The sequence below is a fragment of the Desulfosediminicola ganghwensis genome (assembly GCF_005116675.2).
GTDB classification, from domain to species: Bacteria; Desulfobacterota; Desulfobulbia; order Desulfobulbales; family Desulfocapsaceae; genus Desulfopila; species Desulfopila ganghwensis.
In genome coordinates this window covers 5,363,925-5,385,835 of the sequence record NZ_CP050699.1, presented here as the reverse complement: position 1 = coordinate 5,385,835, position 21,911 = coordinate 5,363,925, and the positions used below count along the sequence as shown (strand labels likewise).

Annotated in this window: 12 protein-coding genes; 4 read left to right on the top strand and 8 right to left on the bottom strand. The window is 48.9% G+C overall.

Going from position 1 to position 21,911, the window contains the following annotated elements; genetic code table 11:
- Positions 1-5 precede the first annotated feature (5 nt).
- A complete protein-coding gene (locus FCL45_RS23190; RefSeq protein WP_136795720.1) occupies positions 6-6,338 on the top strand; it encodes a pilus assembly protein in 6,333 nt (2,110 codons plus the stop codon).
- A 79-nt stretch (positions 6,339-6,417) separates the two neighbouring features.
- Here FCL45_RS23190 and FCL45_RS23185 read toward each other — a convergent pair whose 3' ends face one another.
- Both FCL45_RS23185 and FCL45_RS23180 read right to left on the bottom strand, forming a co-directional pair.
- Positions 6,418-7,155, bottom strand: a complete 738-nt coding sequence (locus FCL45_RS23185) for an MlaD family protein (RefSeq protein WP_167495640.1) — start codon at positions 7,153-7,155, stop codon at positions 6,418-6,420.
- Positions 7,156-7,702: 547 nt separating this feature from the next.
- The gene (locus FCL45_RS23180; RefSeq protein ID WP_136795718.1) at positions 7,703-8,155 is read right to left on the bottom strand and encodes a DNA breaking-rejoining protein; all 453 of its coding nucleotides are present in this window, start codon (positions 8,153-8,155) and stop codon (positions 7,703-7,705) included.
- 169 nt (positions 8,156-8,324) lie between these two features.
- On the opposite strand from FCL45_RS23180, the gene FCL45_RS23175 reads away from it, so the two are divergent.
- Positions 8,325-8,834 carry a YgjV family protein gene (locus FCL45_RS23175; RefSeq protein ID WP_136795717.1) on the top strand — a complete coding sequence of 170 codons (510 nt, stop codon included), beginning with the start codon at positions 8,325-8,327 and terminating at the stop codon, positions 8,832-8,834.
- 254 nt (positions 8,835-9,088) lie between these two features.
- Positions 9,089-11,293: a hybrid sensor histidine kinase/response regulator gene (locus FCL45_RS23170; protein WP_136795716.1), complete on the top strand. Its 2,205-nt coding sequence runs from the start codon at positions 9,089-9,091 to the stop codon at positions 11,291-11,293.
- A gap of 69 nt (positions 11,294-11,362) precedes the next feature.
- Here FCL45_RS23170 and FCL45_RS23165 read toward each other — a convergent pair whose 3' ends face one another.
- From FCL45_RS23165 to FCL45_RS23145, 5 genes are all read right to left on the bottom strand, one after another.
- Complete coding sequence (locus FCL45_RS23165) at positions 11,363-12,793, bottom strand: autotransporter domain-containing protein (RefSeq protein ID WP_136795715.1); 1,431 nt, start codon at positions 12,791-12,793, stop codon at positions 11,363-11,365.
- 528 nt (positions 12,794-13,321) lie between these two features.
- Positions 13,322-15,106 (bottom strand): PTS glucose transporter subunit IIBC, encoded by a 1,785-nt coding sequence (gene ptsG / locus FCL45_RS23160; protein ID WP_136795714.1) that lies wholly within the window; start codon positions 15,104-15,106, stop codon positions 13,322-13,324.
- A 1-nt stretch (position 15,107) separates the two neighbouring features.
- Positions 15,108-17,633: a phosphoenolpyruvate--protein phosphotransferase gene (gene ptsP / locus FCL45_RS23155; protein WP_136795713.1), complete on the bottom strand. Its 2,526-nt coding sequence runs from the start codon at positions 17,631-17,633 to the stop codon at positions 15,108-15,110.
- 505 nt (positions 17,634-18,138) lie between these two features.
- On the bottom strand, positions 18,139-19,485 hold the full coding sequence (locus FCL45_RS23150; protein WP_136795712.1) for a sensor histidine kinase: 1,347 nt from the start codon (positions 19,483-19,485) through the stop codon (positions 18,139-18,141).
- Positions 19,472-20,152, bottom strand: coding sequence for a response regulator transcription factor (locus FCL45_RS23145; RefSeq protein WP_136795711.1), 681 nt, complete (start codon positions 20,150-20,152; stop codon positions 19,472-19,474). The genes FCL45_RS23150 and FCL45_RS23145 overlap by 14 nt, the downstream gene beginning before the upstream one ends.
- A 149-nt stretch (positions 20,153-20,301) precedes the next feature.
- Between FCL45_RS23145 and FCL45_RS23140 the strand changes: the two genes are divergently transcribed.
- Entirely contained in the window at positions 20,302-20,445 is a 144-nt protein-coding gene (locus FCL45_RS23140) for a hypothetical protein (RefSeq protein WP_153305533.1), read from the top strand.
- Between the two features lie 7 nt (positions 20,446-20,452).
- On the opposite strand, the gene FCL45_RS23135 is transcribed toward FCL45_RS23140, so the two are convergent.
- Positions 20,453-21,910 (bottom strand): efflux transporter outer membrane subunit, encoded by a 1,458-nt coding sequence (locus FCL45_RS23135; protein WP_136795710.1) that lies wholly within the window; start codon positions 21,908-21,910, stop codon positions 20,453-20,455.
- Position 21,911 lies beyond the last annotated feature (1 nt).

The window sequence follows — 21,911 nt, the reverse complement described above, 5'->3', positions numbered from 1 at the left end:
AGGAAATGAAACGGCAAGAAATGAAAGTTCTGATTATTGGTCTCTTCGGGTTGATACTGTGCAGTTTTACGTCGCCTGTTTTTGCGGCGGTTTGTGGTGAGGGCACGGGGGAACCACCGTTTCTTGCATCGGGGTCTGATGCGAATTTACTGATCCTTATAGATAATTCCGGTTCCATGCTGGATATGGCCTATGTTGATAATCAGACCTACACGGGGACTGATTATAAAGGAGATACCATCTCCTATGAAACGAGTTGTCTTGATAAGTCATATCTGCTTGAAGATGATGGCAGTCTCGATACTGCAAAATCGTATGCCGGGTATTTTGAAGAAGATACTTTGTATAAATGGAGTGAGGTAATTCCCTGGCAGACCGGTACAATCTATGCCTCAGATACATATGTGACCAGCAAGGGTGTTCTCTACCAGGCAACCTGTAGCCCGGTTGCTCCGGCTACTGCCTGTACTTCAGCCGGCACGTCTCTTGAAAATGATACGGGGCTTATCTGGACGGAAGTAGACCTGACTTCTGTTGAAGAGTGGTCGAACAGCCAAAACTGGGCGCAAAATTCCCTGGTCAGCTACGATGGGATGCTATTTTTGAGTAATGGTGCTGCTGCTTCCTCAACCAATGGTTCAAATTCGCTCTATGAAGATACCGATGCTTCAGGCAATCTCCTTTGGGATAAAATCGAAGGCTATTTTGAGGAAGTTGGTGATGCCTCAGATAGCGGTGTCGATGCATGTCCCAGTGCATCCTATAAAGCCGAGAGCGCCTGGAATGATGACGGAACGAGTAAGACACGGAAAGACCTGCAGATTACCTATGATGATACTAAAGCACCGACAGCAGTAACCTGTTTTGGAGCGAGCGGAAAACTTCTTAACTGGGCATCTGCTTCTAAGATTGATATCCAGAAGAAAATTCTCACAGGCGGAAAACTCTCAACAGGTGCCGAGGCAACAACCGATGATGACCGACTGGTCTCCGAGCATCGTGGTTGTTCAGGGCGGGGTTTTACCAAGGAGATAACGGTGACACCGACTACTGGAGGAGTTTCCCAGCAATTGGTCTTTAAGATTCGTGGTGGCGCCGATGATGTTGATAAATTAGGAGAGAATGATTTTACCACCCGCATCGAGATCGTAGGCATGAGTGCCGGTGGTATTAACTATGCCGATTGTGCAAGGTATCTCGAAGAGTTGCAGAATTCAAGCCCTCAGCTGCCGGTTCTTAAAAACTCAATGGAAGGCTGTATGTATGGTACTCAGGATGTGTCTGAGTCTGCCAACATCTACCACTCGTCCATACATGACTGTTGGAAGATCAATAAAGGTGAAGAACCTCCCCACGCGGGTAACTTGGCAACACATTGCGAGGCGGTCTATCAACAGGGCAATACTGGTTACCCGGATAAAGATCCATGGAAAATTACCCCCTGGGACCCTGAATATATCTGTTATGGCCAGTGGGATAGTGTAAACCCACCTGATCCTGCTGCACCTAATTGGACAGGCACGGGCTATGTCGGTCGTTGCTGGGAGGACTGGCCGATCAGTTCCGGTGGCGGTGTATGTGAACAAAAAACATGTGATTGCGACGATGGATCATGGGCATCGAAAAGTAATTGGGATGAAGGTGAATGTTATCAGAACTTCAATAGTGTTGGCAACCTGTGTAGTAATGGTCTGCAATATGAGTGTGATAACGATACATCGGTAGATACCTCAAAAAACAATCCAGGTTGTGGAGGCGGGGGAAAATTTGAAGCTGTAAGTGTACTCTCTGATAACACAACTTTGTGCGATTCGAATGCCAGCGGCTGGACGCAAAACGAGTGTTATGATGATATCAATGGAACCTGTTGGGGAGAGGTTAGTGCTGGCTGGGGATCTCAGGAGGCCAAGGACTGTATCGAGCAGGCTGAAAGAGACTACTGTGGCGATATGCAGATGCCGCAGGTTATCGACCCAACCGATTTGCTGTCATATTCCAGTGGCAGTTCAGAAACCTGGGGAATTGTCGGTGCATTGGTTGACGCGGGCATTTATGGCCAGATGGGAGTGGAAAATCCACTACTCACCATGAAGGGGCTCATAAAGGTTTCCGCACAGCCTGAAGGTATTATTCAGCGTACAGCTCAGGATCTTCGTGTTGGTGCAATGGCATTTCATCACAATGGAGCCGCCACAGAGTGTTTGAACCCTGATCCTGATAACTCCATTGAAGAGTATTGCCCCCAGGGGAATAAAGATGGTTCCGGAGTAATTTCGCCGATAAAACTGGGAAGCAGACTGACCTATGATGATAATAACGATGGCCTGTATCAGAGTTCCGTTGATGCGCGCCATGTGGATGACCTGGCGTCCGCTATCAACAGTGTTCAGGCCACCTCATGGACACCTCTGGCAGAGGCAATGTATAACGGCATCGGCTATTACACCCAGAATACCCAGATTCGATTGAATAATGGCGATTTCTTCACCGATAGTGATGTCAATGCCGGCTTGAGGGTTGGAGACTATTATCCGGCCGGGGCATATATTTTATACAGCTCAAGTCTGTATACCACCTCAAGCGGTGGTATTGCCGAAGACAGTAATCCCGGTACTGACAGTGGAATAGTCTGGACGCAGGTCACTGGTTATGAGGGGTACTGGACCAATGGTACTGCGTATGACTCAAATGATATTGTGCAGGATAACGGTAAATTCTATATCACAATGGGTGGCGGAACGAGCCATTTGAAAGGAGAAGCTTCAAGTTTAGGAAAGAGCGGCCCTCTCTACGATTCGGGAGTAGACTGGGAGTTTCTCATCGATCCCGTAATCAGCCCGTGCCAGGAGAATTTTGTACTTATCATCACCGAAGGCGCATCCACCGCAGATGTCAATGATGATGTTGCCAGATTTGTTCGCGGAGAGCATGGCCAGAATTCCATTGATATAGTTGATGGAAGTGAAGGTGCAGAAGACGCTGCCGTCTCAGGCCAATGTAGTAACAATGGCCTGAAATCTTCAACCTATCTTGATGACCTGACCTACTATGGTCTGAACCAGGGGGCGGAATTTTCACTCTACCCGGCTGGTAATGAAACCTTGCCGGAAGCAGATTACCCGTTTACCGATATGGAGAAAAACTCCATTACCACCTATATCGTTACGGCCGGAACTCCAAGGGATACAGGCAGTACAGATGAATGTAATCCGACAGTTCTTATTTCAGATGCAGCTGAAAATGGTGGCACAGATGATGTGCTGCAAGGTGAGAATCCAGCCATGCTTGAGGAAAGTCTGTTGGCAGTTTTCAACGAGCTTCGTCAGAGGGCATCTGCAGGTTCTGCGGCGTCGGTAATCTCGACGGCTCGAGGTGGTGAGGGTGCTATCTATCAGGCGATGTTCTGGCCCGAGTTGGTTCGCGGAGAGACTTCCGTAGAATGGGCGGGTGATGTGCATGGTTTGTTTCTCGATGATAACGGCTATATGTATGAGGATACAAATGATGACCGTACACTCAGGCCGTCAGAGGATCTGAACAATAACCGAGTACTCGATGATGGTGAGGATCTCAACAAAAATGGTGTTCTCGATTTAGGGGACAAGCGGGTCATTATTTTCTATGACGAATCGGTAGGGGAACAGAAATCGAGGGTTTGTTGGAACAGCTCGATCAATGATCCTAATATCGGCTACTGTAACGATGCAGGTGACCTGGAAGAGGTGCATTTTTTATGGTCTGCCAATCAGTGGTTATCTGATTACCCGGCAATAGGCTCAATCGATGTATTGAACACCCGGGAAAACAGGGATACGAGTACCTTTATCTCAGCCGCAGACAGACATCGTTATATTTTTACCTGGCAGGATGATGGTGATGGTCTGGTTGAGTCAGGTGAGGTTGTCGATTTTGAAGATAGCGGTGTGACGGATGCGCCTGACTGGACTAATTGGACCGATGAATTCGGAGTTGCAAGTAGTAATGAGCTGGATTGGATGATCCGTTGGTTGCGAGGTGAAGATTTTGCAGGTAAGGATTTTGATAATGACGGCATTATTGATTACATCACACGTAACAGGGATTCTCTGCTGATTGACCCTGATAATCCTGAGAATAGCTATGGTATTACCTGGCGATTGGGGGATATCATTCACTCAACTCCGGTTACGGTGACTTCTCCCCTTGAAGGATTCCACCTCATTTACGACGATGTTTCATACGCCAAGTTCGTGACCCGATGGGCGAATCGCCGTCATGTGGTATATTTCGGCGCTAACGATGGCATGCTGCATGCGGTAAATGCGGGATTCTATAAATCGGACGAGCGAAAATTCTATCTTGGTTACGATACCAGTACGAATGTAAACGGCTCAAGATATCACGACAACGGGCCACGGCTGGGAACAGAATTGTGGTCGTATGTGCCGTACAATTTGTTGCCGCATCTTTCGTGCCTCACAAACCCTGAGTACAAGCATAAATATTTCGTCGATCAGAGGCCACGGGCTTTTGATGTGCAGATTTTTGAAGAGGAGCCTGCTTGCGGTACCAATGGCTATGCTGATGAAGGGTGTATTCATCCAGAAGGTTGGGGCACAATCCTTGTTGGCGGCATGCGATTTGGCGGATCCCCTGTTTATATAGACGGCAAGCGATTTGCCTCATCCTACTTTATTTTAGACATTACCAATCCTGAGGCACCGCCTGTCTTGCTTGGTGAATTGACTACGACTACTGACCCAAGTGTAGTTGATCTCGGCTACTCAACAGTCGTTCCCGGAATGGCTGTAATGAAAGATCAGAGCGCTAATGTGAATGAATGGTATCTCATACTTGGTAGTGGCCCCAATGGCCCCTCTGATCCCCTTGATGAGGATTACGCCCAGCAGGGCGAAAGTATGACCGGCACAAAAATCAGTATTCTCCCTCTTGACTGGCTGGTGGATACCAGCGCTGCGCCTGGTAAACGGCCTTTACGTATACCAAGTGGCCAGCCTACGTCCATTGAACCGGCGGGAACCTATCAGCCAAGCGGGGCACAGGTGCGATCGTTTGTCACCGGCATAACTGTAGTTGATTACGATTTCGGCAACGTGAGTGGAGACATAATGTCGGATGTCGTTTATTTCAGCAGCGTGGAAGGGGAGAGAGATTCAGCAGGGCGCTGGGGATTCAGCGCCTACTCTGATGGCTCAACGTACTGGAGTGGTGGTGGGCATATGTATCGCCTTGTCATGAACGGTAGTGGTCATATGGTTGGTAAAACCGGTGGAGAAACTTATTCGACCCCTGACGATTGGGATGTGAATATCCTCCTGAATATGGGAAGTGATTCAAATTATAATATTGGTGGCGGAAATATTCGGTCACAAGTACCCGGTCATCTCTTGCAACCGATTACAGCTGAAGCAAGTGTTGGTACTGATGGTTATAACTACTGGGTTTATTTTGGTACCGGGCGCTACATTGATGCATTGGATAAAACAGATAAAGAACAGCAGAGTTATTATGGCATTAAAGAGCCGATGGTAATAGAGGCTGACCCGAACAGTGGTGTAAACAGGCGAAAACTTACCTGGGATGAAGTTCGGTTGGATGGGGATCCAACCTATGGTAATGGCAATAAAGGACTTTTCCAGGTGGATGAAATTCTGGTACACCTAAGCGACCAGATGGATACGTCTGTGTTGACTTGTCGTGATAACAGCGATGTCCCGGCCGGTGGGCCGATAAATAATCTTGATTGTCTGGAAAACGATACTGGAACACCATTTTACAGTTTGATTGATGATAATGCGTATCTGGATAAGTTGGACAGGTATATAGGTGGAACCGGTTATTGCGTATCGAATATCTGTACCCCACTGCCAACGTGTTCGGGAACTGACTATACAGATAGAAATTATAAAAATAACTGTACAGACGGATGGTATAGAAACATCTGGCCATATAACAACGGAGAAAGGAATATCGGCCAGGCAACATTGATGGGAGGTTTGGTAAGCTTTTCAACCCACAAACCAAGCAGTGGCATCTGTCAGGCTGAGGGGAGTTCAGATTTGTTCGAGATCTACTACCGAACAGGAACTTCCTGGTATCAGAATGTCTTCGGGGATGAAGGTGTAGATAGCAATGGCAATGTGGTCAACAAGATCAGCCTTGGCCGTGGTGTGGTAACTACTCCCAACCTGCATGTCGGTATAGGTAAAGGCGACGGTGACGGACCGCGTGCTTTCGTCCAGACCAGTACCGGAGAGATTAAAGAAATCCAGCAGGATAATCTGCCGGTAAGCGGTTATGAAAGTGGGCTTGGAGACTGGAAAGAATATATCGAATAAGCTCTGAGCTGGAGTAGGTTCGGCTTGATCTGACAAGAGCGGGCTCTTGTCAGATCAAAGTCTCACGGTAGTGTTCAGGCTAAATTGCAATGCCCTCATTCATCTCCTCGTCTATTTTTTCAAGCTCTTCCTCCCTTCCTTCTCTTTTCAATTGCTCCCGCAATTTTTCGAGTTCCATTTTCAGCTGGGGGATGACCTCGTTTTTCAGTTTATCCTGAACATCTTTTTGAGCGTTATTGAAATCCTCTACGAACTCCTGGATGTTCTTTTCAAGCTCTTTCACTTCTTCGCGGTTGGGCACATTTTGTACTTCGTCCTTGATTGAACCAAACTGTCTGGAGAGTTCTTCAAGTGTTTTATTTAAGCTTTGGTTGAGCTCCTGGGATTGAGTGCTCAATGATTCTTCCCAATCCTTGAGTGATTTTCTGAATTCTGTTTCAGCAGTTTCTGCCTTTTCAGTCAGATCTTTAATCAGGTCATCAAAGTAACCGGCTTTTTGGGTACCTGAGACTATGGCACCTTTTTTAAGGAGATCTCCTCCTGGTTTGGCCTGTTCAACAAATACTGCTCTGGCGGGCGGTGCGTCTGAGTCGATACCGATATGAAATGTGGAGTCCTTGGTGGTGGCATTGGTAAAGTCGGGTGAAATTGTAACGGTGACCAGGTAATCTCCTGTATCAGTGTAGTTGACCTTGACCACCTCGCCGATGTGGTTGTTCTGAAACAGGACACGGTTTCCCTGTTGTAGGCCGTTCAACTCTGTGAAGCGGATCTGGAAGGTAAGAGAGCGATCGAGGCATCCTGTAAGCACGAGCATGCACAATGTTAAACTAAGGAGCAGTAATCGATTAAAATAATTAGTAAGCATCTGTTATCCCTCTGATAAAAATGAAGAATGAATTATAGAGATGGTCGTTCGTCGTGTCTTCAGTTTTGAGCTGAACTCATAATTGCGTTGTAACATGAGATCAGTCTAAATGGAATTGTGATTGTTTTATTTAGGGGGCAAAAAAAATCAGTCCAAGTCGAGTTTTAAAGGCGACCTAATGAGGGAATTGATATTCGGAGTAATGCACCCTGTTGAAGAGTGCGGAGGTTGGAGCGATCCTGGCTGCGACGGTGAATGAGCCAGCCGGAGCAATTGAAACAATTGCTGAAAAGGGTGGCTACTTGTCGAGTATGTTTAACTAACAGGCTCCTGAGCCGGGAATATCAGTGGGTATCATGATTCGGCCGATTCAGGACAAAACTGCAGGCCCGGCTAAGGCTATGCCGCATTGGATTTAATTATGGCCATCTACGATGAGAGCATATGATGATTACCTGTGATGTTTGCTCATTATAGCGGCTGATAAATCCATGGTTCAATTATCAGAAGATATCTCTTTTGTATGGTGATTTTTGATTGTTATCGTGAGCTTATATTTGGCCATAGCGTTTCTTCGTGCAGCACTTCTCATCTGATAGACCTGGATGAGATAAACCCCGTCTTCTGGCAATTCCCCTTTAAACTGTGAACCGTAGATAGAGCCAATATACATTGCATCTGCACTACCGGGGGCCTTGCCGGGGGGATAAATGTTGAAATAGGCGATATGCTCATTTTCTGCCTGCAAATCAACAGTTATCTGCTGACCTGAGCGGGCCCGAACTGTGTAATGTACGTTCTGATAACCTGCAATCTGGTCGGTAATGGTGGTGCTGTTGGCACCCTCGTCAAAGAGCACTTCGGCAGTTCTGCTGTCTTCGGCTATGGCAAATGGTGCGATGAGAAGCAGGGCTGAGAGAATGGTGATAAAAAATCCAGGAAACCGCATAATTGTCTCCTCCGGTGAAATGAAAAATGGATGCGGGATGTCAACTGATGCACGTTGAAATGATTCTAGACGAAAGCGGATTGCACCTGTATAGTATTTTTCCTATCATATCTGATGATTCTTTCTAGATTTCATTTTTGTTTTCAGCATATTCAGAGAGTCCCCCTTCATGTCCCTTTTTATAGCTTCCCAGATTCTTATCAGTATTGCCATCTGTACAGACCTGCTTTCGTTTCAATTCAAGAATAGAACTCATATCGTCGCCTGCCTGGCGGTATCCTGCCTGCTTATCTCAATTCACTTCATGTGCCTGGGGCACTGGACAGCAGCCTGCCTGTCCCTGCTGAACTCAACCCGCTTTTTCACAACAATATTTTCGACAGCCAGAGTTTTAATGTGGATATACCTGTCAATAACCATGCTGGTATTTTTCTTTACATATGAGGGCCATCTTTCGGTTTTGGGCACTATTGGCGCATTGTTTGGAACTGTAGCCTCATTTAGTAAAAACGATAAACGATTGAGAGAGATTATGTTTGTGGGAACCTGCTTCTGGCTTGCCCATAATATCCTGGCGGGCTCTCCGGGGGCTGTAGTGATGGAAATAATATTTATCAGTTCAAATATCGTTGGCTACTATCGCTATTACATACGCAGACCAAAACAGATTCTGAAATAGTCCCGGCTGAATTGGCGAATCTGGCCGGGAAACCCCAGGGGTAAAGCCTGGCCAAGGAGGTGCACCTAGTATGTGGCAGGGATATAATTTATTGTCTATCTTCTTGAAAATGAGAGTTATATTTGTAAATGTAAGATAACATATCGAGAACCTAATGCGGGTTGACTGTTCGGGGGAGGGTTGGCAAGTAACGACGCTCTGAAGGAGCAAGCAGAGGGAGTGTATCCTTCCTCACAAATTAATAATTACAGGAAATGGTTGAAGCTAGTGATCGGGGGCTGATGCTCAAGGAAATATCGAAAAATGCTCTAAAAAAATTGCGAGAGCAGATGCGTGATGACAGTGCTGAATTGGTCGAGGCCAACAAGCGATTGAAGCAGCAGGTGGCAGAACGTGAGCGTGCAGAGCTTATTAATAACACCTTGTTTCGTATTTCAAGCGCAGTCAACACCACGAAAAATCTCTCCGACCTTTACATTTCCATCCATCGCATACTTGGCGAAGTAATGAACCTGAGCAATTTCTTTATCGCCATATACCACAAAGATGTCAGTAAAATCCTTTTCCCCTATTTTGTAGATACAAATGATCCTGTACTGAAGTCCTATGATCCTTTCCGTACAGACAAATCTCTCACTGGCGAGGTAATAACATCCGGCAAACCTGTTTTTCATGGCGAAGAAACGCTGAGGAAACGGGCGACTGCGAATAGGATTATTGGTACCGCACCGAAAGTATGGCTTGGTGTGCCATTGAAGATAGAGGGAGAAGTGATCGGTGTGATGGCAACGCAGTGTTATGAGAATCCGCATCAGTTTGGGCCGATCGATTTAGAGATTTTGACTTCTGTATCAGACCAGGTTGCTCTGGCCATCGAACGCAAGAGGAATGAGCAAGCCCTTATCGCAAGTGAAAGACGATATCGAAACATCATAGAAAGTATAGAAGAAGGCTACTTTGAGATTGATTGTGAAGGCCATTTGACTCTGGTGAATCGGGCGATGAGCGAGATGCTTGGTTACAGCGAGACTGAATTGCTGGCTATGAGAAGTGCTGACTACCAGGATGAGGAAGCAAGGCGGGAGATACGGGAGATATTTCAGGAGGTACTTGAATCGAAGCAGCCCGGCGAAGCCAGAGAGCTTGAGATAAATAAAGAGAACGGTGAAACCAAATTTGCAGAGACAGTTCTTACAGCGATTAGAGACGATAAGGGGCAGCTTCTTGGGTTCAGAGGGATCGCCAGAGATGTAACCCATCGCAAGCAGGAAGAGACTGCTCGCCGCGAGTTGGAGGAACAACTTCAACAGTCGCAGCGGCTTGAGTCCCTGGGAACCCTTGCCGGTGGAGTGGCTCATGATTTCAACAACCTGTTGATGGGGATTCAGGGCAGAACTTCGCTCATGCTGGCGCAACTGCCTGAAGACCATCCTGATCATGCTCAGCTGACTTCTATTGAGGAATGCTTGAGCAGTGCCGCCGATTTAACCGGCAGGTTGCTTGGTTTTGCCCAGGGTGGAAAATATGAGGTCTTACCAATCGATCTGAACGCACTCGTAGAAAAGTGTATCTCCATGTTTGGTCGAACTCGAAAAGAAGTGTCTGTAAACAGTCTGTTGAGTGCTGACCTGAATTCTATTGAGGCGGCTGCCAATCAGATGGAGCAGGTGTTGATTAACCTTCTTGTCAACGCAGCCCAGGCGATGCCGGATGGTGGCTTCATTGAGGTAAGTACCAGTAACGTGGAGTTGGATTCGGGCATGGCACAATTATACGAATTGTCGCCTGGACCATATGTATGCATGAAAGTCTCAGATACCGGGCATGGAATGGATCAGGCGACCATGGCGAAGATTTTTGATCCGTTTTTCACAACCAAGCCGGTTGGGTGCGGGACGGGCCTGGGGTTGGCCATGGTCTATGGTATTATCCGCAATCACTCGGGCACAATATCGGTTGTCAGCGAAAAAGATTGTGGAACAACCTTTACCGTGCTACTTCCGGTAACTACCAGGAAGGTGATTTATAAAACGGAACCTGTTGAGGAAGTGATCTACGGTTCGGGCACTGTGCTGCTGGTGGATGATGAGCCGGTAATTATAGAGGTGGGAAAAAAGATTCTGGAGTCTATTGGTTACACAGTGCTTACCGCTCAGTCCGGTCTCGATGCCATTGCTCTCTACAGTCAGAATAAAAACGACATACAGGCAGTGATAATGGACATGATCATGCCCAATATGAGTGGCGGAGAACTGTTTGATCGACTGAAGCGAATAGACCCCGAGGCAAGAATTCTACTCTGTAGCGGTTACAGTATCGAAGGCCAGGCACAGGAAATCCTGGATAAAGGGTGTAAAGGTTTTATCCAGAAGCCATTCTCAGTGTCACAGCTCTCAACCAGATTGCGGGAGGCGATCGGGGATGTCGCTGGTGTTCGGGAGAATGAGCACATAATTTGAAAAGCTAATCTTTACATGACTTGCCACCAGATTGTATGGCTGGCGGCAAGTCATGCGCAATACATACCTTTAGAGTTGGATTGACAGGGTTCCCTGAATTCCATACTCATCAATATCGCCGGTTCCAATCACGGTCCGTAAGTCAAAGCTGATACCTGGATCGAGTTCCGTGATAAATCCCAGATAAAAATCGACACCGGAATCCTTGTCAGCTAAAGACCTGTTCAGGTCTGTTTGGAAGTGGAGTGAACCATAGACATCAAGATTAGCTAAGACCTGTTTGGTCACATCGAGGTTCAGATCCAGGATATCCACTTGAGCGGAATCCGTTTTGACCTGTATCCCGTCTGTTGTACTGAATTTTTCAGAAGATTCATAACCAAAGATATAGTTACCGCCGATAAGGAATCGATAACTCTCTACCTGAAACATTTTGCTTAGTCCGGCAGCGGCAAGCCATCGTTGGGAATTGTATTCATCCTCGGGTTTTTGATCCCATAATTGGTATTGTAAATCATTCTGGATATATCCGTAACTTGCGGAACCATGAAATATAACACCGTAGGGTAAGGTATAGGCCCCATAGAGAGCAGCTCCTACACTTGATGTCTGGACTTCCGTCTCGAACAGGTCGAATTGAATCTCCTCAAGATGTGCTTTGAAGGCGATTCCACAAAGCACATCTTTCCTACGGAGTATATCCATACCCACGTACAAGCCGTTTCGTGTGCCGTCGGCATCGCCCAGAAATGTTTTCCCTTCCCCCAAATCCAGATTCCGGTATACCGGCACTGCCCAGAGAGTAATCCCCCTGTGGCCGGAATCCTGAAGAAAACCCTGACTAAAATCGTATTGATTGTGGATATATTGTGATATCAGAACATTTTCTTCTTTGCCCTGATTGTGCAACAAAGCATCGGTAGAGACTGCGGCTGCCCTTGCCATTATCATGGATTCTACTGAGTTATCAACATGGTAAGCCACAATCATGTAATCGTATACACCATCAATACCAGGATCGCCGCTCACAAAGCTGGAAATTGCATAGGTATATAATCCGTCGTCCGGGACGACGAAAGAAATGCTCGGATCCGCCCAGGGGCCTGAAAAACCAGGCAATTCTGCCATGTTGTCGTCCGCCGAAGTTATGCCGGAACCTATCGAGCTGCCTGGCAATTCTGCGGTATCTGTAAAAATTCCGCTGAAAACACCGGCAACTGGATCCAGGGCATTTTCCTGCCTGTGTCCATTAATTGTAATGACGGTGCCTGCTTTTGCTCCAAAAGCATAATAACTCCATCCTGTTGGATTCGAGTAATTGTTGCCTGCAACGACCTGGCCAAAAAAATCTTCACTAGTCCCCAAATCCCCTTCATAGGTAATTGGAGCAGCGAAACCTACTGTGCCGATTGAATGTATTGCACCGACGGTAAAAACCACGTTGAAGATGATTGAAGATAGTATCTTGCGTCTTTTTTCCTGTTCTAGCCTTGCCTTCATGATCTCAATTTCTCCTGTTTTCCTGTGTAATTCTTTTCCCCAAAAGATTCTGAAATGAAGCAGTTGTAGACTGCATCGACTGATAGTAGCAGGGATACATAAAAAAACACGGTTAATGAAGTGTAAGTAATTGCTATTTCGTACGAAATTTGCGAATATGGATTGTTCGGCGTGTTAGGGTCTTGGGGCTTGTGGTTGATATATCAGTGCCTTGAGCCGATTTCAATATTTTCAGACAATTAACTGCTTGCAAACAGGTGTAAATACCTAGTCGGGGCGACGGTATTTACTGGTTGGAGGGAAAACGTCGCGGCTGATTGAGGTTGTGGGGGCGGGTAGGTGTGAGGTGTGGGACGTAAGTAGTTCCGGATCACTAACAATAGTTCATTGTTGAGTCGGTAATGCTGGCCGGCCTGCTTCGACTGATAGGGAGAGCAATACCCAGCAGCGCCTTGGAACAGGAGCGAGGTAACCCCTTTCTGCGAGGCAGTAAAGGGGTTGGAGTTTTCTAGAGTTGTTTTTTTCCAGCTACCCGCCGGCAACCTGTCCACGCATCTCTGCCGAATATTGATCGGCATTCAATCCTACCAGCAGGTGCATGGTTGAGTCGTCGATATTGATAAAATGGTCAATGCCGCTCTGACGTAAGGCGGTTTCATCAACCAGGCCACGGTTCTTCATGGTGACCCTCAGCCGGGTCTGGGCGCAGTGCTCCACTGAGGCGATGTTAGACGCACCACCAAGTGCGACCAGCCAGTTAGCCACCTTTTGCGGTGCTTCGTGGTCGCGGAGTTTTGGTTTGATCTCCTCTTCTTTGTAGGCGACGGCAGAGGGCTTATCCTGCTCTGTCAGCTCAGCTTCATCTCCAGCACTATCCATAAAGATTCTCATATCGGTCATCAGATTTTCAGACTGCGGGCCGAAAATCGCTTGCAGGTTATTGCCCACGGTAACTACCCCGGCAGCGCCGAGCGCTTTGAGTTTATCAGGGCTGGCCAGATCCATGTTTTTTACTTCAACACGCAGGCGGGTGATACAGGCGTCCAGACTTTCGATGTTACTCCTGCCACCAAAGGCGAGTACAAGTTGTTTAGACATGGCATCGGCTGCGGTATCTTTTGCCGCACCTTCATCGGTTTCATCTTCGCGACCTGGAGTTTTCAGGTCGAACATGGAAATGGCGAACCGGAAAACTACGTAATAGACAGAAGCAAAGGCGGGACCGATTATGAGCAGCATCCATGGTTTAATGTCAATGGCATAAAAAAGCAGATAATCGATTAACCCATGGGAGAAAGAGTAACCCATTCGAACATCGAGCATGTAGGTAATGAAAAATGCGGCAGCACAAAGAAGTGCATGAAAGAGATAGAGCAGTGGGGCAAGAAAGAGAAATGAAAATTCGAGTGGTTCGGTGATACCGGTCAGGAAGGTGGTGAGCGCGGCTGATAGCATTATACCGCCGGTCTTCACCTTATTTTCAGGTTTGGCCGTATGATAAATGGCCAGGGCCGCTGCGGGAAGACCAAACATCTTGAAGACAAAACCACCACCCAGAATAGCAGCTTCACGGTCGCCGGCAAAAAAGCGGTTCAGTACGCCTCGAACCACTTCACCGCTGTCTGTGGTGTAGGTGCCGAGTTCAAAGAAGAACGGCACGTTCCAGATGTGATGGAGGCCAAATGGGACCAGCATTCTTTCAACAAATCCGTAAATTGTCACGGCCAGGGCGGTATTACCGGTTGAGGCCCAATGGGAAAATGCGTCAATGCCACCCTGGATGGGAGGCCAGATAAAACTCAAGGCGATACCCAGGATGATTGCGCCAAACGCGGTGACAATCGGTACGAATCGCTTTCCGGCAAAGAAACCGAGGTATGTTGGTAGTTTTATCCGGTAATATTTGTTGAAGAAATAGGCGGCAAGACCACCTGCAACGATACCTCCAAAGACACCGGTTTCGACGGATTCCATCCCCATGACGGTGGAGGTCTCCAAGTCAAGAATAGCGGCCATAACCCCCAGCGTTGCCACCATAACCGCATAACCGACTGTAGCGGAGAGGGCGGAAACACCGTCGTTCTGGGTGAGCCCAAGCGCTACACCCACCGCAAACAGCAGTGCCAGATTGCCGAAGACAGCCCCGCCTGCTGAGGCCATAACGTTGTTGATGATATCGGGAATCCAGGAGAACCCGGCGCTACCGACACCGAGCAGGATACCGGCTGCCGGCAGGATTGCTACCGGCAGCATAAGAGCCTTTCCGATTTTCTGCAGAAAGGAAAATGAGTTTTTCCAGAGGTCTTGTATCATGTTACTTCCTCGCTTGAGCAATCAGTTCACGGACATCGGCGCCGGAAATACATTCCAGAGCACTCTCAGCCAGGTTTTTGCAGTCCATTTCCGACCACTTGCGAACTTCGGCCTTTATCGACGGCAATACCGGAACTGAAACAGACAACTCATCAACGCCCAGGCCTACCAGTATGGGCACAGCATCCGGGTCTGAGGCGAGGCCGCCACAGACACCGATCCACTTTCCTTCAAGGTGCGCACCTTCCGTGGCGAGCTTAATCAGTTTGAGTACCGCTGGGTTTAAGGCGCTGATCTTGGCAGCGAGTTTTGGATGCCCCCGATCCATGGCCAGGCTATACTGGGTGAGATCGTTGGTGCCGACCGAGAAGAAATCGACTTCCCTGGCGAATTGCCGGGCAATGATTGCTGTTGAAGGCACCTCAACCATGATTCCCACTTCAACGGGGTCCACCCCAAGTTTGGTGCGCTCTTCTTCGAGCATTGTCTTGGCGTCGCGAATTTCCTGAATGGTTGAAACCATGGGAAACATGATGCGGATCTTACCGTGAGAACCGGCCCTCAGGATTGCCCTGGCCTGCACCCTGAACAGTTCAGGGCGCTCAAGGCCGATTCGAATGCCGCGCTGACCGAGGAACGGATTCTCTTCGGTGGGCATGGGCAGGTATGGGAGTGGTTTGTCGCCACCAACATCCAGGGTACGAACTATGAGCGGTCTCCCCTCAAGAGCATCAAGCACGGCCCTGTACACTTCATACTGCTCATCCTCGGTCGGGGCGGTCATCCTGTCTATAAAGAGGAACTCTGAACGTAGCAGACCGACACCCTCGCCACCGGATTTAACAGATTGTTTGGCTTCGTCAACCCCGCCGATATTAGCGACAACCTCAATGTTTTTACCATCCAGCGTTGTGGCTGGTTCCATGGCGGCAGCCAGGTCTTTCTCTCGTTGTTTCTTGAGCAGGTTTTTCTGCTCAATGGTTTCCTTAATAAGTTCATCTGACGGGTCGATCCTGAGGGAGCCCCTGGTGCCGTCAAGAATCAGAGTGGTCCCGTTTTTGATATCCAAAGCACTGGCCTCGATGCCGACAAGTGCGGGGATATCCAGGGCTCTGGCTAGAATTGCCACGTGGGAGGTGGCGCCCCCTGTGGTGGTACAGAATCCCATGACTTTGGAAGTATCCATGGTCACGGTAAAAGAAGGCGTAAGTTCTTCGGCTACGATAATAGCCTGTTCCGGTAAAGTGAGTTCTTCAGATTCCTTACCGGTTAGAATTCTGAGTACCCTGTGACCGACATCGCGCAAGTCGTTGGCGCGTTCTCTGAGTACCTCGTTTTTGAGGTTCTCGAGTTGTTTAGCATAAGAGGAGAATGCGCGTTGCCAGCCATATTCAGCGCTTTTTCCTTTGGCTATGAGACTTTTAGCGATATCTAAAAGATCCGGATCATCAAGAATCTCACGATGGGCTGCAAATATCGCTGCTTTGGCCGGGTTGGATTGCATATGCAGATTCATCTGCAAAGCTTCAAGGTAATTTTTGGCATTTTCCGTGGCTTTGGCGAGGCGAACGTTTTCGGTGTACGGGTCACCCGCCTCTTCTGCAAAATCGAATTTCTCTTTCTTTACCTGCACCGCTGTACCGACGGCAATACCAGGGGATGCACAAACGCCGAGCAGTAAATTGGGGTCTCCACTCCGGGGTGGTGCCGGTGCAGCGCGGTCTGGTGGAACTTCGATAGATGCTGGCGCGGCAAGCGGCACAGTACCTTCATCGCCAAGCCCGCTTTCAAGCTGTGGCAATATCTCAGCCACGGCTTCGGCTGCGTCTGTTCCCACGGCACGGAGCTGAACCTTATCCTGAAATGAGATATTGAGCTTCATGAGACCAACGACACTCTTGGCATTGCCGGAAACGTCATCTTTGATGAGTTCTATCTTTGCAGAGAATTTCTTGGCAAGCCCGGCCAGAACGGCTGCGGGTCTGGCGTGAAGGCCGGTGATATTTGGTATAATAACTGCTTCCGAGATGACTTCTTTGCCTATTTCCTCCGCTTCTGCTGCAGCTACTCTCATGGTGACGAGCAGCAGGTCTGTCTCGCCCGCTTTCGCGCTACCTGACGATTTTTCAATGCTTTCAACAACCTCGCCGTTGGTCAGGATAACCTGAGTCATGAGGCTCTTGGCATTGGTGGCGATAAAGTCGGTATCGAATTCAATCAGTTTATCATTCTGTCTGACCGACTGACCTTCTGTAACGAACGGACTGAAACCTTCAGCCTTGAGCGACACAGTGTCCAGACCAATGTGCATCATCACCTCCAGGCCGGAGGCATGGGTGACTGTGATGGCATGCAGGGCACTGTGCAACTGGGTCACCTTGCCGTCGAAAGGGGCGGTGAGAACAGAGTTGATCGGATCGATGGCGATTCCGTCACCAACCATTTTCTGCGAGAAAACAGGGTCAGGAACCTGTTCGATAGGGTAGATGACACCTGATAGTGGAGCCTTGATGGTAATCTTCTCCATAAAATTCCCTCTGTTAAGATATCAATAGGTTAGGCTCGTGATGATGAAGTAAAACGAATGAACAACGATTGAGCTTTAGCGAGATACTTGAGATCCTGGGGCTGAATGTGTAGGAACAAGTGGAAAAACTCTCACATTCACCAAGATAAGTATCTCCTATGATTCTACCAGTATGTTTTTAATTTTTACATTTGCCGGGTAACCGGAGTTAACTTTACGTTCTGTTCAGTTGAGGAGCGGTAACAGTTTGAAAGCTTCATGTAACCATGTGATAGCTGCTGCTTACCGCTGAAAAATGGTTGTGAGAAATGCTGGTTAATCCTGTACATTGAACCCGCTATCCGATCCTGCAACCCTTTGGCAGGAAATGGGTGGATACCCACAAAAAGAAGTTTTTGATTGGTCTGCCACAATTGCAGTGGCCTGAAGCGTTAGAACAGGTGAGTACGAAATTTTCAGGCCCGTGCATGAGCCATAATCCGGATGGATTCGAGTCATGCAGTTGCTACCCGATGGTATTGCGGAAACCAGGGATTATCAGATCATCGTGATCATGATCACCACTATTGCTGGCGCAGCGGAATACTATTGTTGCGTTACGACCTCCGGGGATTTCCTCGTTGCTATATTGCCATCCTGTTTTCTGAGTGATCTGTTCGACGAGAATAAGCCCGAGTCCGTATCCGTAGTCACTGCCGATATTGTCGATATGATGTGAGCTACGGTTGATGTTGGTAACAGTAATTGATCTATTCTTCACAGATATTGTGACAGTACCTTCAGCTGTATATTGAAAGCTGTTCCGGATCAGGTTACCCATGGCGATACGTGCTCCGTAGGCTATGGTGCTCACTTGGGTAGGTTCAAGGACGAGTTCGACACCAACCTGTTTGCCATCGAGCAGGTATCTGTTTTCAGAGACCAGATCCCGGGCCATCACATCGAGTGCCACTGCCTCAGGTTCAGGTATCCTGTTGTCATCAAGACAGAGCCAGAGCAGAGTCTCGGTGGTTTTATTCATGTTGGAAGTAGCCCGACGGATGCGATCAAAAGGAATACGCTCAGGTTTTGGTAGTTCAGGGTGCATCCGGCTCAGCAGCTCGATATTGGACTGAATGACAGCAAGTGGTGTGCGCAATTCATGGCTGGCGTGTCGCACAAAATGCCGCTCCCTGGCCAGGGAGTCTGCCAACCCTTTCATGGAGCTGTGGAGGAGTGCGCCAAGTCCATTGACCTCCTGATAACCGAAATTGGGCAGAGGGCGAGACAGCCCTTCGGGATCTAAATCGCCGGCCCAGGTGGTGAGTTTGTTGATCGGTTTGTAGAGCTTGTTTAGCATTGCCCGCACTGCCAAAAGGACAATGAGTACAAAAGCAATCCCAAGTGGAATAGCCATAAAGCGGAGGAAATCGATGTTCGGTGGATCAACTATTTGCCAATATTCTTTTTTAAAATGCTTAACGAGGAGAAGTTGTTGCCCGTCATGGAGGTCGTAGGGCATGAAAATGTAAAAATCGCCTTTCTCGTTGGTGGTCGATACAGGGGTATCTCTAGCTATGTATAAACTCTGATGTTTATTGGCTCCCTCTGGAAAGAGTTGGCGAAGTTTTGCAGGAAGTTCGTCACGACCTCTGTAAAACGCGATATGCGGGCTCAAGGGTGAAGGAGGCTTGTCATTTTGTTGGTAGTTTTTTGCGTAACGTGCTGCTTCAAGCTTCATTTCAAAAGTGGCGGCAGCCTCAAGACCGTTAATGAGATAGGCATTCATGAGGATGCCGTAAATGATCGCCATAAGTGCACTAACACCGAAGAGATACAGGATCATATGGCGGCGCATACTATGAACTTTCATTGTTCCTCAAGACAAAACCGTGACCTGGAACGGTCTGAATCATAGGGAAATCGGAAGCTCCATCCACCTGTTGCCTGAGCTTGTGCATGTGGACCTTGAGGCTGTTGCTTTCAGGTCTGTCATTTCCCCAGAGTGCCTCTTCCAGGCTGGAGCGGCTGACCACGGCAGGAGAGCGGCGCATGAGCACTTCAAGGAGTTCCCAGCAGGTAGGGGTCAGTTTCAGGAGTTTTTCACCCCGATATGCTTCCCGGCGATTGAGATCCATGGTGAGCTTGCCCACTACGAGTTTTTTGGTTTCTCCGCTTCTGCGTTTAGCGAGCACTTTTATCCTCGCCGAAAGTTCGGCCAGCTCGAACGGTTTGGCAAGATAGTCGTCGGTGCCCGCTTCAAATCCGGCGAGTTTGTCGTCCAGCGTGCCCCTGGCCGTGAGCATCAGTACCGGTACATCAACTCCGTCTTCCCGCAAGCGTGAGCAGACAGAAAGACCGTCCAGCCTCGGGAGCATGACATCGAGTACTATTACATCATAGTCGCTTTGACGGGCAAGGTTCAGGCCGGCCTCGCCGTTGAAAGCGTGATCGGCGGAGATCTCTTCATATTCAAGATACTGGACTACTGTCTCGGCAAGGTCTATATCGTCTTCCACGAGCAGGATGGAAATTGACATCGTTTTCTCCTGAAGGAACCGGGGCTCCTGTGGCACTGGTTGCTGGAGCATTGGTCACCTGATACTGAACAGGTCGGAACAGAGAATCGCCTCATCTGCCGCCTGACATTTGTTATAGTGTATCGTAAAAACGCTGCAGGTGGGAATGTTTGATTGAAGTCATGGCGTTATCTTCTGCAGCGGTGGTTTCAGGTTACGTAAAAAGGCAGCACCAGGTGATAAGTGCTTCAACCCTGGTGCTGCCCTGGAGTGCTATGGCTGACCCTGAATTGCTGTGCAATCAGAGCAGCTGACCCGTGCTCAGTCGACGGACGCTACTGGTTCGGTGTGGCTGGGATCCCACCCTCCACCCAGCGCCCTGAACAGGTTGACCAAGGCGATCTGTCTTTGAGTCCTGGTCTGGATCAGGCCAAGCTGGTTGGTGAAATCCCGGCGCTGGGCGTCCAGATACCTGAGATGGCTGTCGACACCATGACGATACCTGGCCTCGGACAATTGCAGCGAGTGGCTCGAGGATTCAGCCAGAGCCTTGCGGGCATTTTCCTCACGGGCAAAGGTCTCACGGTCGACAAGGGCGTCTGCTACTTCACGGAATGCGGACTCAATAGCCTTTTCGTACTGAACGATGGAAATCTCGTTACGCACCTTGTTCAGGTTCAGGTTGGCCTTGTTGCTGCCGTAGTTGAAAATCGGCAGGTTCAACTGCGGCATGAACTGCCAGGCTGTGGAACCTGAAGAAAAGAGATCAGCCAGGTCGCCGCTGGCGGTGCCGAATGAGCCGGTGAGGGTGATTCGCGGGTAAAATGCAGCCCGTGCCGCACCGATGTTGGCGTTACTGGCAATAAGCCGGTGTTCAGCCGCCAGGATATCGGGCCGTCTGGTCAACAACTCGGAGGGCAGACCCGGTGCAAGTTGCTCCTGGATTATCCGGTTATCGGTTCCCTTGGGTTTCGGGAGTTGTTCAACCGGCACCCCTGTCAGGAGGGCCAGACCATTGTCAGTCTGGGCAAGTTCGCGGGCTGCAACTTCAAGGTCGGCCTGGGCCTGTTCAGCCAGGCCCTTGGCCTCTAAGTAATCGAGGTCTGAAGTTGAGCCGACTTTGCGCTGTTTGGAAATAATATCCAGGGAGACCTGGCGGGTCTCGAAAGTCTGCTTGGTCAGGTCGTGACGCTCCTGGGCACCGGCACGGCTGATGTAGGCCTGGATCACCCCGGCAATAAGACTTATCTTGGTGGCGCGGGCCGCTTCTTCCGTTGCAAAGTAGCTTTCGAGAGCAGCCTCCGAGAGGTCACGTACCCGGCCGAAAAGATCAAGCTCATAGGCAGTCACACCAAGGCCGACCTGGTAGGTGGTAACGTTGCTGGAGTCGCCTGTGCCGTTGAGGCTTGCCGGTATTCTCTGGCTGGTGGAGCCTGCCTGGCCATCTATTCCGGGGAGCCGGTCTGAGCGCTGGATTCGATATTGCGCCCTGGCTGCTTCGATGTTCAGCACAGCTTCACGCAGATCATGGTTATGTTCCAGGGCATTATCAACCAGCTGGCGTAACTCCATGTCAAGCACGAAATCCTGCCAGTCCAGTACAGAGATGGAAACCCCTACGCCGGGGTTCTGCGAGGCCGCTGTCTGCTCAGGCCAGGCGGCAGGAGCAGTGGAATCGGGGCGCTCATAGGCTGGTTTCATGGAACAGCCTGCAACCAGCACCGCCATCATGAGTCCGGAGATTGCGAGAGCAGAGGTGTTAAAGAGAGTTCGTTTCATG